The organism is Micromonospora sp. CNZ299 (genome assembly GCF_002754415.1).
On the sequence record NZ_PEFG01000001.1, the window covers coordinates 3968409 to 3984878 of the forward strand.

Below are 16470 nucleotides of genomic sequence, written 5' to 3' on the forward strand. Positions count from 1 at the left end.
TGGGTGTGCGGGGGAGCGTCACGAAGCGACGGGGTGCCGCTGTCGTCGGCGGTGCAGCCGGGCGCGGATGTCCGCGACGGCGTTGGGCAGCACGACGGATGCGATGAGCAGGCTGCCGGTGACGATCGTCAGCGCGTTGGCGTCGACGTCGGCGAGTTGCAGCGCGTTGCGCAGGACGCCGAGGAGCAGCACACCGGCCACCACACCGAGCAGAGCACCCCGGCCGCCGAAGATCGAGACACCGCCGAGCAGCACTGCGGTCACGACTGTCAGCTCCAGGCCGGTGGCGTTGTCACCGCGGGCGCTGGCGTACCGCAGCGTCCAGAAGATGCCGACCAGCCCGCACACCGCACCGGAGACCACGAAGAGCCAGAACTTCGTTCGGGCCACCGAGACGCCGGTGAACGTGGCGGCCTGGTCGTTGTTCCCCATGGCGTAGAGCGCGCGACCGGCGGCGGTGGCGTGCAGCACGATGCCGAAGACCACGGCGAGCAGCAGCAGCGGGACCACCACGACCGGGATCGACGTGCCGGGGATGGCGCGCACCGCGGCGGCCGTCCAGTCGGCCGGGAAGTCCGCGACCGCCTGGTCGCCGAGCACCACGAAGGACAACCCCCGGTAGAGGGCGAGCGTGCCGATGGTCACCGCCAGCGACGGCAGACCGAAGCCGGTGACGAAGAGACCGTTCACCGCGCCGAGCACGGCGCCCAGCAGCACCACGAGAACACAGATCAACTCCAGGGACAGCCCACTGGAGAGCCAGAGCTGCCCCATCAGCGTGCTGCACAGCCCGACCATGCTGGCCACCGAGAGGTCGATCTCACCGGTGATCACGATCAGGGTCATCGGCAGCGCGATGAGCGCCAGCGGCATCAGGTCCAGCAGCAGGAACTGGGCGTTGCGGCCGGTGGCGAAGTTCTCCACGGTCAGGCTGGCGACCAGCACGGCCGCCACGAGAGCGGCGACGATCACCGCGTCCCAGGAGCCGAACAGCCCGCGCAGGCCGGCGAGGCGGTCCGCTCCGGGCTCGGCCTCGGCGGTGGTCGGTGCGGCGTACAGGCTGTCATGCGCCATGCGCGCTTCTCCCTCGGAGCCGGGCCGCCACCCGCAGGGCCAGTAGCCGGTCCAGCCCGATGGCGGCGAGGATGAGTGCGCCGACCACGGCCTGCTGCCAGAACGGGTCGATGCGCAGGACGGCGAGCGAGCTGCCGATCGTGGTCAGCAGCACGGCACCGAGTGCCGCGCCGTAGGCGCTGCCGCTGCCTCCGAAGATCGCCACCCCGCCGACCACGGCGGCGGCCACGACCTGGAGTTCCAGGCCGCTGCCGGCGGCCGCGTCGAGGGTGCCGAACCGGGCCGCGTACAGCACGCCGGCGAGCCCGGCGAGGGCTCCGCTGGCCACGAAGACGGTGAACACCCGCCGCCCCACCGGGATGCCGGAGAGCCGGGCGGCGGCCGGTTCGGAGCCGATCGCGTACAGCTCCCGGCCGCTGCGGTAGGAACGCAGGTAGAAGCCGACGGCGGCGACGACGACCAACGCGACGAGGAACAGCACGGGTACGCCGAGCACCGTCTGGTTGCCCAGCCGCAGGAACGACTGGGGCATGTCGGCGGCGTTGATCTGGCGGCCGGACGCCCAGTAGTAGTCGACGCCGCGGAAGGCGTAGAGGGTGCCGAGTGTGATGACCAGGGCGGGCACCCGGGCCACCGCGATCAGGCCGCCGTTGACCGCGCCGCACAGCGCGCCCAGTGCGACACCCACGACGAGCGCCACGGGCCACGGGGTGCCGGGTGCGGAGAGGAACAGCGAGCCGGTGGCGAAGGCGACCAGACCCAGGATCGAGCCGACGGAGAGGTCGACGTTGCGGGTGACGATGACCAGGGTCTGGCCGACCGCCAGGATCACCAGGATCGCGCAGCCCAGCAGCAGGTCCTTGATGCTCTGGCCGCTCAGGAACCTGTCGTTGCGAACTGTGGTCACCAGGACCAGCAGGCCGAGCGCGATCAACAGGCTCAGCTCGCGTACGGCGAACAGCCGTTCGGTGAGGCTGCGGCGCTGCCGACCGGGGTGGGTCGGGGCGTTCCCGGCGGCCCGTTCGGGCGCACCGGCGTCGGTGAGGCTCATGCGGTCGCTCCTTGCCCGGTCGCGGCGAACATGATGGAGGCCTCGTCCGCCTCGGCCCGGGGCAGCTCGCGGACCAGTCGTCCCTCGTGCATGACGAGAACCCGGTCGGCCATGCCGAGCACCTCGGGCAGCTCGCTGCTGATCATGAGGATGGCCAGGCCCTCGCCGGCCAGCTCGGAGAGCAGTCGGTGCACCTCGGACTTGGTGCCGACGTCGATGCCGCGGGTCGGCTCGTCGATGATCAGGACACGTGGTTTGGTGGCCAGCCACTTGGCGAGGACGACCTTCTGCTGGTTGCCCCCGGAGAGGGTCGCCACGGGCGCGCCGAGCCGGGAGGCCTTCACCTGTAACCGCCGCGTCCAGCGGCGGGCCTCGGCGCGTTCCGCGCCGCCGAGCAGGAGGCCCAGCCGGCTCAGCGCCCGGCGGCGGGCAAGCGTGGCGTTGCGCTCCACCGACAGCTCCATGACCAGGCCCTGCTGCCGTCGGTCCTCGGGGACCAACGCCATGCCGGCCGCGATCGCCCGGCCCGGGTTCCCCGCCGGGACGGCGCGACCGGCCACCAGCACCTCGCCCGTGTCGTAGCGGTCGACACCGAAGACGGCGCGGGCGACCTCGCTGCGCCCGGCGCCGACCAGCCCGGCGAGCGCGACGATCTCCCCACCCCGGACGGAGAACGACACATCGGTGAAGACGCCGGCCCGGGTCAACCCACGGACCTCGAGCAAAGTGTCGCGCAGCTCGGCGGCCTGCTTCGGGTAGAGCGCGGAGACGTCCCGGCCGACCATGCGCCGCACCACCTCGTCGACGGTCAGGTCGGCGGCGTCGTCGCTGGAGACCCAGGCGCCGTCGCGCAGCACTGTGACGCGGTGGCACAGGTCGAACACCTCGTTGAAACGGTGCGAGATGAACAGCACTGCCGCCCCACCCTCGCAGAGCGACCGGGCGACCGCGAAGAGCCGTTCGACCTCCACACCGGAGAGCGCGGCGGTGGGCTCGTCCATGACCAGGACGCGGGCATCGAACGAGATCGCCTTGGCGATCTCGACGAGCTGCTGGTCGGCGATGGAGAGGCCACGCGCGGGCCGGGTCGGGTCGATGCGCACACCCAGCCGCTGGAACAGCCGCTCGGCGTCGCGGTTCATCGCGGCGGTGTCGATGCGACGCAGACCGCGCAGCGGTTGCCGACCCATGAAGATGTTCTCCGCCACCGAGAGGTCCGGGAAGAGCGTCGGTTCCTGGTAGATGACCGCGATGCCGGCGGCCCGGGCGTCGGCGGGACCGCGCAGCCGCAGCGGCTTCCCGTCCAGAGTCATCGAGCCGGAGTCCGGCGCGTGTGCGCCGGCCAGCACCTTCACCAGAGTGGACTTGCCCGCCCCGTTCTCGCCGACCAGGGCGTGTGCCTCACCGGGGTGCAGCGCCAGGTGCACCCCACGCAGCGCGGCGACGGCCCCGAAGGACTTCGTCACGCCGTCGAGGACCAGCAGCGGAGCCGGGGTGGCCGGTGCGTCGGCGGTCATCCGTACCCCTCCTGAATCGTTTCATGCGTCGTTTGCATGGACGGTAGGGGTAGGTCTCCGAGAGCGTCAAGAGTTTCGATGCTATTTCTTCGCCGTTGCTGACGCGGGCTCCGGGCCAGCTCGCAGCGCTGCTGATGCGCTCGATGAAACGTTTTAGGCGCTATACACTGCCGAGCGACCCGGTCGGCACGGGCCGCGACCACCGTAGGGAGCATCTGGGGAGTCATGGCAACGGCGAACATCAAGGAGGTCGCCCGGCACGCCGGGGTTTCCCTCGGCACCGTGAGCAACGTGCTCAACCGACCCGACACGGTCGCCCCCGCCACCCGTCAACGGGTGCTGGACGCCATTTCCACGCTCGGCTACGTCCGCAACGACTCGGCTCGTCAACTGCGCGCCGGGCGCAGTCGCACCGTCGCCATCGTCGTCCTGGACGTGGCCAACCCCTTCTTCACCGACGTGGTCCGGGGTGCCGAACAGGCGATCGAGAGGGCTGGCGCCATGCTCGTCGTCTGCAACAGCGGCGAGGACAGCGCCCGGGAGCGCCGCCACCTGGAGCTGCTGGAGGAGCAGCGGGTCCGTGGTGTGCTCATCACCCCGGTCGGCCATGGCCCGCAGCCCATCCTGGACAGGCTCATCGAGCGGGGCATCCCGGTGGTGCTGGTGGACCGGGGAGCGGGCCGGGCAAACCGATGCTCGGTGGCGGTCGACGACGTGCTCGGCGGCCGACTCGCCATGGACCACCTGCTGGACCAGGGCCACCAACGCATCGCCTACCTCGGTGGCCCGCTCACCATCGCCCAGGTTGCCGACCGGCACGCCGGGGCCGCCGCAGCTCTGCGGGACCGCGGCAGCACCGCTGACCTCCGGGTGGCGATGACCACCAGCCTGACCGTCGCCGCTGGTCGGCGCGCCGCCGAGGAGCTGCTCGCGTTGCCGGTCCGCAAGCGCCCGACCGCCGTGTTCTGCGCCAACGACCTGATCGCGCTCGGTGTGCTTCAGGAGCTGACCGCGCGCGGCGTGCGGGTGCCGATCGACGTGGCCATCGTCGGCTACGACGACATCGAGTTCGCCGGCGCCGCGGCGGTGCCACTGTCGTCGGTGCGCCAGCCCCGCGACCAGCTCGGCCGCGCCGCAGCCGAGCTGTTGCTCGAAGAGGCCGAGTCCGGCGACACCCACCGGCACCGACACGTGGTGTTCCAGCCCGAGCTGGTCGTACGCCGATCCAGCGACCAACCCCGACGCACCCGGCGCTGACCGGCCTCACCGACGACAGAGGAGCCGGGCGGATGCCCGCCCGGCTCCTCTCCGCAACACCCAGCCCGGTCAGGCCGCGGGCATCGCCCAGACATCGGCGATCGACGGGTCGTACCCGGTGCCCGTGTCCTGATACCGCACCCGCACCGCTCCGTCGCGGGTCGCATCCGGCAGATTGACGACGAACTGGTAGCTGACGGTGCCCGGCCCACCAGCGGTGCGCTGCCACGAGCGGGTGTGCGCCACCACCCCGTCCACGACCACCTGGTAGTCCTTGAGCTGCGGCCCGTCGTACGTCTCCACCGAGCGCAGCGCGAACGGCTCACCCGGTTTGACCGCGAGGTCGAACTCGAACCAACCGCCGGGGCGGGTCACGTCGGTGTACCGGCGGGTCAACCCGGCCTCGGTGCTGGTGGCCGAGTAGGCGGAGGCGGCGAGTCGGTGCGCCTGCTCGGACGCCGCGACGCCGAGGTCGACGTGGTCGTACGCGCCCGTCGGCGGGACGACCCCGAAGGAGTAGGAACCGGACCCGATCTCGTACACGGCGACCGCGCCGTCCATCCGGACGAACCGCACCCCGGCAGCCTGCTCCGCCGGCCGGCCGCCCTCGGTGACCGCCTCACGCCCGGGCGTCGGGAAACGCACCGTCGCCGTGGTGTTGGGCGGCACTGTGAGACGCAGCCGCATGTCGCCGCGTGCGTCGAGGTCCCAGTCACTGCCGATCGTTCCGTACGCCGAGCGGTACGACGCCTTGGCCGAGGTGAGCCCACCTCCCGGCTGAGGGGCGAACGTGACGTGCTCGTACCCGGGGTTGGCGGCGTCGGGCTGGATGCCGGCGACCGTCCGGTACATCCAGTCGCCCACCGCGCCGTACGCGTAGTGGTTGAAGGAGTTCATCCCCACGTCACCGAAGCTACCGTCGGGTTTGATCGAGTCCCAGCGCTCCCAGATCGTGGTCGCGCCCTTGCCGATCTCGTAGCCCCACGACGGGTAGGTGTCGTTGAGCAACAGCCGGTAGGCGACATCCAGGTGCCCGGTGGCGGTCAGCGCCGGCAGCAGATCCGGGGTGCCGAGGAAGCCGGTGGAGAGGTGCCAGTCGTGCCGTTGCACGTTGGCGACCAGCCGGTCGGCGGCCCTGGCCCGCAGCGGATCGGTCAACAGGCCCATGCCGATGGCCAGCACGTACCCGGTCTGGCTGTCGCCCTGCACCGTGCCGTCGGCCGAGACGTAGGCGTTGACGAACGCCTGGGTGATGGTCCTGGAGAGCGTCGCGTAGCGGGTCGCGTCGGCGTCGCGCCCGATGGCGGCGGCCAACTCTCCCAGCAGCCGGATGCTGTACGCGTAGTAGGCGGTGCCGACCACGCCGGCCGGCGTCGGGTCCTCAAGGTTGAGCCAGTCGAGGTACGGGCCGGCGTTGGTCCGCAGGTTGCCCGAACTGGTGCTCTCCAACCAGGACGCGTACCGCACCATCGACGCGTAGTGCTCCTCGACGACCCGGGTGTCGCCGTAGCGCTGCCACAGCGCGTACGGAACGGTGATCCCGGCGTCGGCCCAGCCGGTCGCGCCGTCCCCGCAGCAGGCGCGCGGCGCGACGTCGGGGTACGCGCCGTTGGCCGACTGCGCGTCGCGCAGGTCCTGCAACCACTTGCTGAGGAACGTCAGGCTGTCCATGTTGAACGTCGCGGTGTTGGCGAAGACGTTGATGTCACCGGTCCAGCCGAGCCGCTCGTCGCGCGCCGGCGTGTCGGTCGGGATGGAGAGGAAGTTGCCGCGCTGCCCCCAGGTGATGTTGCTCTGCAGTTGGTTCACCATGGCGTTGGAGGTCTGGAACTCGCTGGTGAGGTCCCCGTCGGTGTGCATCACCAGCCCGGTGACCGAGGACAGGTCGGGGGTGCCCGGATAGCCGGTCAGCTCGACGTAACGGAAGCCGTGGAAGGTGAACGTCGGCTGGTAGACCTCGGCCCCGCCACCTCGCAGTGTGTACTGGTCGGTGGCGCGTGCCGAGCGCAGGTTGGCGGTGTAGGCGGTGCCGTTCGGGTTGAGCACCTCGGCGTGCCGGATGCGCACCGTCGTGCCGGCCGGGCCGTTGAGCTTCAGCCGTACCTTGCCCACCATGTTCTGGCCGAGGTCGAAGATCCAGGTGCCGGGGGTGGGCTGGTTCAGCGTCCGGGCCGGCAGCTCCTGCGTGACCCGCACCGGCGGGTCGACCTGAGCGACGATCTTGTCGGTGGCGTCGACGTCGTCGACGGTGGCGGGCTTCCAGCCGGCGTCGTTGAACCCGGGCCGGTCCCAGCCGGCCGGCAGCCGCCGGGCGTCGTAGGTCTCGCCCTGAATGAGGTCGCTCTGCAGGAACGGCCCGCCCGTGACGCGCCACGAGCCGTCGGTGCCGACCGTCGCGCTGCGTCCGTCGGTGTAGTCGATGACCAGTTGGGCGCTCAGGTGCGGCCGGGAGCCGTAGTTGTCGGTGCCGAACCAGGCGATGCTGCCGGCGTACCACCCGTCGCCGAGCAGGGCGCCGAGGGCGTTGTCGCCCGGTTGGAGCTGGCGGGTCACGTCGTACGTCTGGTACTGCACCCGCTTGTGGTAGTCGGTCCAGCCGGGCGCCAACTCGTGGTCGCCGACGCGCTGACCGTTGAGGGAGAGCTGGTAGACCCCGAGCGCGGTGGCGTAGACCCGGGCCCGCGCGACAGTGCCGTCGACACGGAAGCCCCGGCGCAGCAGAGGGTTCGCGTCCAGCGCGGTGAGCATGGCCTCGGTGTCCCCGCCGACCCGCAGGCCGGCCGAGGTGGGAGTGCCAGCCCCGAACGGGTTCACCCCGTCGGTGAGCGGGGCCGCGAAGAGCGTCTGGCCGCCGCTGGTCACCGAGAAGTTGGAAAAGACCCCGGACTCCTGCCCGTTCGTACGCAGGCCGACCGAGCCGGCCTGGTGCGCGGTGCTGGTGGTGACGTCGACCTGGGTGCCGTCAACCCAGGTGGTGATGGTGTTCCCGGCTGCGGTGATGCGAAGGGTGTGCGGCGTGGTCAGCCGGTCGGCCGGGACGACTCCACCGAGCGGCACCTCCTTGAGCACGGTCCAGGCGCCGTTGACCCGGACGTGCGGGCGCAGTTTGGCACTGCCGTTGGTGATGGAGAACTGCCACATGTACGCGTTCGCCGCGCCCCGGGCACGGAGGTAGATCCCGGCCGCGTCGCGTTCCAGCCGTACCGTCGTCTGCACCGTGTAGTCGGTCCAGGCCTCGGTCACCGACGGCATGCCGATCCAGTCGGCCTGCCAGCCCGCGCCACCGCGTACGCCGGTCTCCCAGGACGCTGGTGTGCTCCAGCCGGAGGCGTTGCCGGCGGTGTCCCAGACCTGGACCTGCCAGGCGTACCGGGTGCGGGGTCGCAGTTGCGGGCCGGCGTACGGGACGAGGACGCTCTGCCGCGACCGGACCCGGCCGCTGTCCCAGACATCGGGGGCGTTGAGGCGCTCCGCGCTGGTGGCGACGCGCACCTGGTACGACTCCTGGAGCACGCCCCGGGCGGTGGCGTCGATGCGCCAGCCGAGTCGGGGCTGCGCCACGTCCAGGCCGATCGGTTCGGTGGCGCGTTCGGTGGTCAGGTCGGTCGCGGTCAGCGTCGCGGCTGCCGGCGCTGCGGTGGCCGGGCCGGGAGCCACCAACGGCGTCAGGCCGAGCAGCAGCACGAGAAGCGCGGAGGTTGCGGCGCGACGGCGCGTTCTGCGCATCATTCCAGGGCCTCATCCTTCTGGGCGGCGGTCTCCCGGCACGGGCGCAGGCGGGTGGTTGGCCCGGAACGGGGGAGGGGCGGTGGCTGGGATGAATCGTTTCAGTATGTGTTTCACGAAGATTACGCGCTCGCGTTGGTCAAGTGAAGACGTTCACAGCAATCAATATGAGCTGGCTCGAACCGACGTCGACGGGCGGCGAAACGTCGGCATTGGCAGCTGGTGCACGAGAACTATCCCGAAGGGTCGTCCTGTGCCGATCATTGTCGAGATCGACGTGAGTCTTTCTCGCCTCCGGGTAGGACGCCCGGGCACGGATGGCGACAGGTCGGCAGCGGCAGCCGGGCGTACCCGAACGGCCCGACTCCGCGTCCCCGGAGGACCGTCATGCCCAGACCCGCCCTGCGCGCCCGCCTCGCGGCGCTCACCACCGCCGTCCTGACTGCGAGCGTCCTGACGGTCATCCCGCCGTCACCGGCGCTCGCCGCCACCTTCACCCCCGACGACTACTGCCTCGGGCAGTGCGCCGACATCCTGCCCCCCGGGCAGAACGGCAACGCCACGCTGGTCGACATCCTGGCCCACCAGGCGCTCGGCACCCGCCCGGCGCATTCCAGCGACCAACTCGACGAGTACGCCAACCTGGTCTACAACTACGCCGGGCTGACCGACGAGCAGATCGCCCACTTCTACAACGACGCCTCGTTCGGCGTCCCCGCAGCGCAGGTCGAGAGCACCGTGTCGCCGCGCTCGGACGTCACCATCGTGCGGGACAAGGCCACCAGCGTCCCGCACGTCACCGGCACCACCCGCGGCGGCACCATGTTCGGCGCCGGCTACGCCGGGGCTCAGGACCGGCTCTGGGTGATGGACCTGCTGCGGCACGTCGGCCGCGGCAACGTCACCTCGTTCGCTGGCGGCGCGCCTGGCAACCGGGAGCTGGAGCAGAGCGTCTGGGCCAACTCGCCCTACACGGAGGCGGACCTCCAGGCCCAGGTGGACGCGCTGCGCACCAAGGGCGCCCGGGGCCAGCAGCTCTACACCGACGTCGTCGACTACATCGCCGGCATCAACGCCTACATCGACAAGTCGATCGCCGACGACAACTACCCCGGCGAGTACGTGCTGACCGGTGCCGGCAAGCCGACGCACTTCACCATGACCGACCTGATCGCCACCGCCGGCGTGGTCGGCGGGCTCTTCGGCGGAGGCGGCGGCAGCGAGATCCAGTCCGCGCTGGTCCGGGTCGCGGCCCGGGCCAAGTACGGTGCCACCGAGGGCGACCGGATCTGGCAGGGATTCCGCTCGCAGAACGACCCGGAGACCGTGCTGACGCTGCACGACGGGCAGAGCTTCCCGTACGGCGCCACGCCGAGCGGCGCGACCAGCGCGGTGCTGCCCGACGCCGGCACGGTGACGCCCGAACCGCTCGCCTACGACGCCAGCGGCGGCGCCGCCGCCCGCACCGGCGCCAGTACCGCCACCAAGGACCTGCTCGGCGGGCTGTCCAACCTGCGCGCGCACGGCATGTCCAACGCGGTGGTGGTCTCCGGCCGGCACAGCACCACCGGTAACCCGGTGGCCGTGTTCGGCCCGCAGACCGGCTACTTCGCCCCGCAACTGCTGATGCTCCAGGAACTCCAGGGGCCGGGGATCAGCGCGCGCGGTGCCGCGTTCGCCGGGCTCAACCTCTACGTGCTGCTCGGTCGTGGCCAGGACTACGCCTGGAGCGCCACCTCCGCCTCCCAGGATCTGACCGACACGTACGCGGTGCCGTTGTGCACCACCGACGGCAGCGCCCCGACGCTGCGCAGCAACCGCTACCTCTACCACGGGCAGTGCCTCGCCATGGAGACGCTGGAGCAGCGGAACTCCTGGAAACCGACGCTCGCCGACTCCACCCCGGCCGGCTCCTACACACTGCGCGCGCTGCGCACGAAGTACGGGCTGGTGGCCTACCGGGGCCTGGTCAACGGGCAGCCGACCGCGTTCACCAAGCTGCGCTCCACCTACCGGCACGAGGCCGACTCGGCGATCGGCTTCCAGGCCTTCAACGACCCGTCGGCGATGGGCAGCGCGGCGGCGTTCCAGGCATCCGCGGCGAACGTCGGGTACGCGTTCAACTGGTTCTACGTCAACTCGACCGAGGCGGCGTACTTCAACTCCGGCTCGAACCCCGTGCGGCCCTCCACCGCCGACCCGAACCTGCCCACGAAGGCCGAACCGGCCTACGAGTGGGTGGGCTGGAACCCGGACACCAACGACGCGACCTACAACCCGGCATCGGCCCACCCCCAGTCGGTCGACCAGGACTACTACGTGAGCTGGAACAACAAGCAGGCGCGGGACTTCGGTGCGGCCGACGGCAACTTCAGCTACGGCGCGGTGCACAGGGCTCAACTGCTGGACGGTCCGGTGCGCGCCGCCATCGCCCAGCGCAAGCTCGGCCGCGCCGACGTCGCGAAGATCACCGCAGACGCGGCGGTGACCGATCTGCGCGGCCAGCAGGTCCTCGGCGAGCTGCTGCGGGTGCTCGACAGCACGCCGGTCACCGATCCGGCGCTGACCGCCGCCGTGAGCAAACTGCGGGCCTGGCAGCAGGCCGGCACCCGCCGGGTGGAGACGGCACCCGGCTCCAAGGTCTACCAGCACGCCGAGGCCATCCGGATCTTCGACGCGTGGTGGCCGCTCCTGGCCGCAGCCCAGTTCCGCCCCGGCCTCGGGCCCGACCTGTACGCCGCCCTGGTCGACGCGATCGACGTGAACGAGGCGCCGTCCGGTGGCCAGAACGGCGGGCGTGACGGCGCCGTGAGCTGGGCGCCGCAGGGGCAGGCGCACAAGGGCTCGTCGTTCCAGTACGGCTGGTGGGGCTACGTCGACAAGGACCTGCGCACCGTGCTCGGCGACCCCGTCGCCGGCGGGCCGGGGCGTGCGTACTGCGGCAACGGCAACCTCGGCGCGTGCCGGCAGGCCCTGCTCGACGCGCTCGGCCAGGCCGCCGCGGTGCCGGCCGCCACGGTCTACCCGGGTGACGCGTCCTGCGGAGCCGGCGACCAGTGGTGCGCCGACTCCATCGCCCAGTCCGGGCTGGGCGGCATCACCCAGCCGCTGATCGCCTGGCAGAACCGCCCCACCTACCAGCAGGTCGTCTCGTTCCCGGCGCGACGTGGCGACAACCTCACGAACCTGGCGCAGGGCCGTCCGGCCACCGCGTCGAGCACCCAGTTCCTGACCGGCAACACCCCCAACAAGGCGGTCGACGGCAGCCTCGGCAGCCGGTGGTCCAGCAGCTACAACGACAACCAGTGGCTCCGGGTGGACCTCGGCTCGACGCGGACCGTCAGTCGGGCGGTGCTGCGCTGGGAGGCCGCGTACGGCAGCGAGTACCGGATCGAGGTCTCCAGCGACGGCACCTCCTGGCAGCCGGTGTTCAGCACCACTTCCGGCAACGGCGGCGTCGACAACGCCACCTTCGCCCCGGTCAATGCCCGTTACGTGCGGGTGTACGGAGTCAAGCGGGCCACCTCGTACGGGTTCTCGCTCTACGAATTCGAGCTCTACGGACGGTGACCACAGCCGGAGGGGCCGGCGGAAACCACCCGCCGGCCCTTTCGGGGCGTGCGCAGCGCCATGGAGTGCGACTTCGCCTGATCGAGCTCGCGCAGCCGGGCGGCGGCGCGAAAACGGATCGCGATGCCCAGCGTGGCGGCGGCGAACATCACCGCGAAGCCGGTGGCCAACTCGCCGCCGTTGATCGAGCCGGCCAGGCTGGCGGCGGCCACCTTGGCCACCACGAAGAACGAACCGATCACGGCATCCCGGCCGGAGCCCCAGCGGAACAGCGCGGAGACCAGGAGGACCAGGAAGCTCGCCGTGAACATCTGACAGGCATCGCCGGGCCGCACGAATGGGCCGACCGTCGTGAGGCCGAACGCTATCGCCACCATCGCGAGCGGCTTCGTACGCCGCGAAGGAGCGTCGGCAGCAGCGCGAGCGCGACGACGACGCAGCCCACCCGCCACGGCAGATCGGGCCGGAGTATTCCTTCCAACATGATCGCCGGCGCGATGACTGCGATCAACGCCCAGTCGCGCCACACATGGGACCGAACGTGTGGGACGCGCGGCTCGCCAACACAGTGCGTCACCTGATGATTGGTGCACCGGGCGGCGCGCTGGCGGAAACCTCCGGCGATCAGATCGCGACACGTAGACATCTTTCAAAACCATCGATGATCGGCTATATTTTGCGCATCGTTGATCTCTTCGGTTTCCCTTGAGAGGTGCACATGTTCGACGACTTGGCGCTGCGGCGGCGTACCCTCCTGGCGGCCCTCGCTGGTGCTGCGGCCGTCCCCATTCTCGGAAGCCCCGCGCGGGCCGCGTCGCCCAAGGTCTACATCGACCCCGGCCACGGCGGCACCGACTCTGGGGCGGTCGGCAACGGGTTGCAGGAGAAGGCCCTGACGCTCGACATCTCCCTGCAACTGCGCAGTATTCTGCTGGCCAACTGGAACGTCGACGTTCGCATGTCCCGAACGACCGACATCACTCGCAGCCTGGCCTACCGCACCGATGACGCCAATGCCTGGGGCGCTGACCTCTTCGTCAGTGTGCACATCAACTCCGGGGGCGGCACCGGCTTCGAGAGCTACCGGTACCTGACGGCAGACGCCGCCACCACCAACCTGCACAACGCGTTGCATCCGAGAGTGATCGCCGGTATGCGGTCGGTCGGTGCAGTCACCGACCGAGGGCTGAAGAGCGCCAACTTCCATGTGCTGCGCGAGACGACCATGCCCGCGGTGCTCACCGAGAACCTCTTCATCGACACCGTGGCGGACGCGAACCTGCTCAAACGGGCCGACTTCATCACTGCCACCGCCCGCGCGCACGCCCAGGGCATCGCCAGCTATCTGGGACTGGGCAGTACCACCCCGCCCACCTTCAGCGTCATCGTGGACAACGCCACCGCAGGACGGTTCACGGCGAGCGCCAACTGGGGGAGCTCGGCCTACTCCAGCCAGCGCTACGGCGCTGACTACCGCTTCGCCAGCCCCACCCCCGCCAGCGACGCCGCCTGGTTCAAGGTCGACATCCCGGCGGCCGGGAACTATCGGATCGAGGTACGGCACCCGGCCGACCCGGGTTACAACAGCACCACCCCGCACGTCATCGTCACCGCCTCCGGCAACCAGACACTCAACGTGGACCAGCGCTCCAACGGTGGCGTCTGGCGTTCGCTCGGCACCTTTGCGCTCGCTGCCGGTGACCGCAACCTGGTTGCGGTGAGTCGGTGGACCAGCGCAGCCGGCTACGTCGTGGCCGACGCCGTCCGGGTTGCCCGAGTCTGAGGCGTGTTTCGTAAGTCAGGCCGGCAGCGTCGAGGTCACGGCGTGGCAGTGATCGATAACAGAAGATGTCTCCGGTATTTGTTCTGCGACCAAGCAGGAACTTCGCACTCGAGTCGATATCCCCGCGTCTGAGCGCCGCCCGTGTGGGAGGCTCGTCGCCGTGGGGCAGTTGATCAATGTGCGGGACGGGTCCGTCTGGGCCGAAGACACCGGGGGCGGCCTGCCGCCGGTCGTGCTCCTGCACCCAGGGCGAGGGCGATTCTCGCATCTGGGACCCCGTCTGGGAGCGACTCGCCGGGCAGCACCGGCTGATCCGGTACGAGGTGCGGCTTCGGCCGCTCCGCGCCGCCGTCCGGGCCATTCTCCCGGTTGGACGATCTGCGTCGGGTGCTTGACCGGCTCGGCGTCGGGCCGGCATTGTTCGTCGGTTGCAGCATGGGCGGCGGCACCGCGCTCGACCTCGCCCTCGCCGAGCCGGATCGAGTTCGCGGGATGGTGCTGGCGTGCCCCGGCATTTCCGGTGCCCCGCCCGCCCACGATCCCGACGACGAGCCGGACACCGTCGACCCAGATCGATGATTGACGATAGGGGGTCGGGGCGCGCACCACGACCGATGCTCGCCGACCCAGGCTCAGCCGTCGCCGGGTCGGACCAGCCCGCTCTCGTACGCGATGACCACGAGCTGGGCGCGGTCGCGGGCGTTCAGCTTGTGCAGCAGGCGACTCACGTACGTGCGGGCCGTGTCCGGGCTGAGGTGCAGGGCCGCCCCGATCTCCACATTCGACCGTCCGGTGCCGACCTGTGCCAGGACGTCGCGTTCCCGCCCGGTGAGCCCGGTCAGCCGGGCCGGGTCCGCGACGGGGGAGCGGGCCGCCGCGGCGATCACCCGCCGGGTCACCGCCGGTGACAGCAGCGCGTCCCCGCCGGCCACCACGCGGACAGCGTCCCGCAGGGCGTCGGGCGGGGTGTCCTTGAGCAGGAAGCCGGCGGCGCCGGCGCGGATGGCCTCGAAGAGGTACTCGTCGTCGTCGAAGGTGGTCAGCATGACCACCCGAACGTCGGCCAGCGTCGGGTCGGTGAGGATGCGGCGCGTTGCCTCGATGCCGTCGCCACCAGGCATCCGGACATCCATCAGGACGACGTCGGGCCGCTGCTCGCGGGCGACCGCCACGGCGGCCCGGCCGTCGCCGGCCTCGCCGACCACTGTGATGTCCGAGGCGCGTTCCAGCAACGCGCGGAGCCCGGTGCGCACCAGGTGCTGGTCGTCGACGAGGACGACGCGTACGTCGCTCATGCGGCGATCCCGGCCAGCGGTAGGTGGACCGAGACCCGGAAACCGCCGTCAGCGGCCTCGCCGGCATCGAGGGTGCCGCCGAGCAGGGCTACCCGCTCCGACATGCCGCGCAGCCCCTGACCCGTCTCACCTGCCGCGCCGCCGGCGGATCCCCGACCATCGTCGACGACCTCCACCGACAACCCGGACGGGGTCGCCCGGATCGTCACCGTGGCGCGGGTGGCGTGGGCGTGGCGCAGCACATTGGTCAGTGCCTCCTGCACGATCCGGTAGACGGTGCTGCCGACCACCGTGGGCAGGGCGTCGACCGAGTCGTCGAGACGCAGCTCGACAGGCAGCCCGCCGCGGCGGACGCCCTCGACGAGCGTACGCAGCTGGGTGAAACCGGGCGCAGGCTCGCGCGGCCCGGGCTCGCGACGCAGGGTGCCCAACGTGGCGCGCAGCTCGGCCATGGCGCTGCCGCTCACCGAGTGGATCGCGGCCAGGGCGGCCTCGGCCTGCCCGGGCTCGGCATCGGCAAGTGCCTCCCGCGCCACAGCCGACTGGAGGGTGATCACCGAGATGGTGTGTCCGAGCGTGTCGTGCACCTCCCGGGCGATGCGCAGCCGCTCGGCCTCGACCTGCCGGGCGGCCTCCCGGCGGCGTTCCTCGGCCGCGAAGGCGGCCTGCCGGGCCAGCGCGGCCCGCAGCGAACGCCGGTTGCGGACGGCGTCACCCAGGGCGATGACGGCGAGTATCAGGGCTGCCTCGGATCCCAGACCGGCACCGATCACGACAGAGATGTCGTCTCCCTCGACGAGCCGGGCGGCCACCGAGACGATCAGCAGACTCCCACCGACGGCGGCGGCCGGGACCACCCGGCCCCGCTGCGCGGCCACGTAGAGGATGGCGGCGGCCGGGGCGGCCACGCCGACCGGCGGCAGCTCCAGCGCGTAGTAGCCGAGGATGCCGGCGGCCGTCGCCAGCAGCGCGGGGACCGTCCAACGCCGGGCCACCAGCAGCAGTACGGCCAGTCCGACCCCGAATCCGCCGGCCAACGCCGCCTGGGAGGTTGACGCGCCCTCGGTCACGACCGCCGCCGTGACCAGGCCCAGGATGGCCACGGCGAGCAGCGCCTCGGTTCGGGTGGGTGAGGTGGCCTGCACGTCCGTGAGCCTAAGTCGGTGTGGCCCCGCGCCGCTGCCGTCCGCAGGCATC

General features: G+C 71.1%; 11 protein-coding genes and 1 pseudogene. 5 read left to right on the plus strand and 7 right to left on the minus strand.

Annotation, left to right across the window (positions count from 1 at the left end):
* Positions 1-18: 18 nt before the first annotated feature.
* The 3 genes from CLT68_RS18555 to CLT68_RS18565 are packed head-to-tail and all read right to left on the minus strand — an operon-like array spanning position 19 to position 3642.
* On the minus strand, positions 19-1074 hold the full coding sequence (locus CLT68_RS18555) for an ABC transporter permease (RefSeq protein WP_099852402.1): 1056 nt from the start codon (positions 1072-1074) through the stop codon (positions 19-21).
* Complete coding sequence (locus tag CLT68_RS18560; protein ID WP_099852403.1) at positions 1064-2125, minus strand: ABC transporter permease; 1062 nt, start codon at positions 2123-2125, stop codon at positions 1064-1066. The genes CLT68_RS18555 and CLT68_RS18560 overlap by 11 nt, the downstream gene beginning before the upstream one ends.
* Positions 2122-3642, minus strand: a complete 1521-nt coding sequence (locus CLT68_RS18565; protein ID WP_099852405.1) for a sugar ABC transporter ATP-binding protein — start codon at positions 3640-3642, stop codon at positions 2122-2124. Before CLT68_RS18565 ends, CLT68_RS18560 begins: the two co-directional genes overlap by 4 nt.
* Before the next feature lie 225 nt (positions 3643-3867).
* Here CLT68_RS18565 and CLT68_RS18570 point away from each other — a divergent pair, with 225 nt between their 5' ends.
* Complete coding sequence (locus CLT68_RS18570) at positions 3868-4899, plus strand: LacI family DNA-binding transcriptional regulator (RefSeq protein ID WP_099852406.1); 1032 nt, start codon at positions 3868-3870, stop codon at positions 4897-4899.
* Between the two features lie 69 nt (positions 4900-4968).
* On the opposite strand, the gene CLT68_RS18575 is transcribed toward CLT68_RS18570, so the two are convergent.
* Positions 4969-8628, minus strand: a complete 3660-nt coding sequence (locus CLT68_RS18575; RefSeq protein ID WP_199177077.1) for a family 78 glycoside hydrolase catalytic domain — start codon at positions 8626-8628, stop codon at positions 4969-4971.
* A gap of 384 nt (positions 8629-9012) precedes the next feature.
* On the opposite strand from CLT68_RS18575, the gene CLT68_RS18580 reads away from it, so the two are divergent.
* Entirely contained in the window at positions 9013-12195 is a 3183-nt protein-coding gene (locus CLT68_RS18580; RefSeq protein ID WP_099852408.1) for a penicillin acylase family protein, read from the plus strand.
* Here the strand turns inward: CLT68_RS18580 and CLT68_RS18585 are convergent.
* Entirely contained in the window at positions 12183-12506 is a 324-nt protein-coding gene (locus CLT68_RS18585; RefSeq protein ID WP_143743204.1) for a hypothetical protein, read from the minus strand. The genes CLT68_RS18580 and CLT68_RS18585 overlap by 13 nt on opposite strands.
* Positions 12507-12736: 230 nt before the next feature.
* On the opposite strand from CLT68_RS18585, the gene CLT68_RS32855 reads away from it, so the two are divergent.
* The 3 genes and pseudogenes from CLT68_RS32855 to CLT68_RS33200 form a co-directional block, all read left to right on the plus strand.
* On the plus strand, positions 12737-12904 hold the full coding sequence (locus CLT68_RS32855) for a hypothetical protein (protein ID WP_158240896.1): 168 nt from the start codon (positions 12737-12739) through the stop codon (positions 12902-12904).
* 9 nt (positions 12905-12913) lie between these two features.
* On the plus strand, positions 12914-13978 hold the full coding sequence (locus tag CLT68_RS18590) for an N-acetylmuramoyl-L-alanine amidase (protein ID WP_088947661.1): 1065 nt from the start codon (positions 12914-12916) through the stop codon (positions 13976-13978).
* A gap of 339 nt (positions 13979-14317) precedes the next feature.
* A pseudogene (locus tag CLT68_RS33200) lies at positions 14318-14557 on the plus strand (alpha/beta fold hydrolase); the annotation flags it as partial.
* 53 nt (positions 14558-14610) lie between these two features.
* Here the strand turns inward: CLT68_RS33200 and CLT68_RS18600 are convergent.
* Positions 14611-15273: a response regulator transcription factor gene (locus tag CLT68_RS18600; protein ID WP_088947662.1), complete on the minus strand. Its 663-nt coding sequence runs from the start codon at positions 15271-15273 to the stop codon at positions 14611-14613.
* The gene (locus tag CLT68_RS18605; RefSeq protein ID WP_099852411.1) at positions 15270-16418 is read right to left on the minus strand and encodes a histidine kinase; all 1149 of its coding nucleotides are present in this window, start codon (positions 16416-16418) and stop codon (positions 15270-15272) included. The genes CLT68_RS18600 and CLT68_RS18605 overlap by 4 nt, the downstream gene beginning before the upstream one ends.
* Positions 16419-16470: the final 52 nt, after the last annotated feature.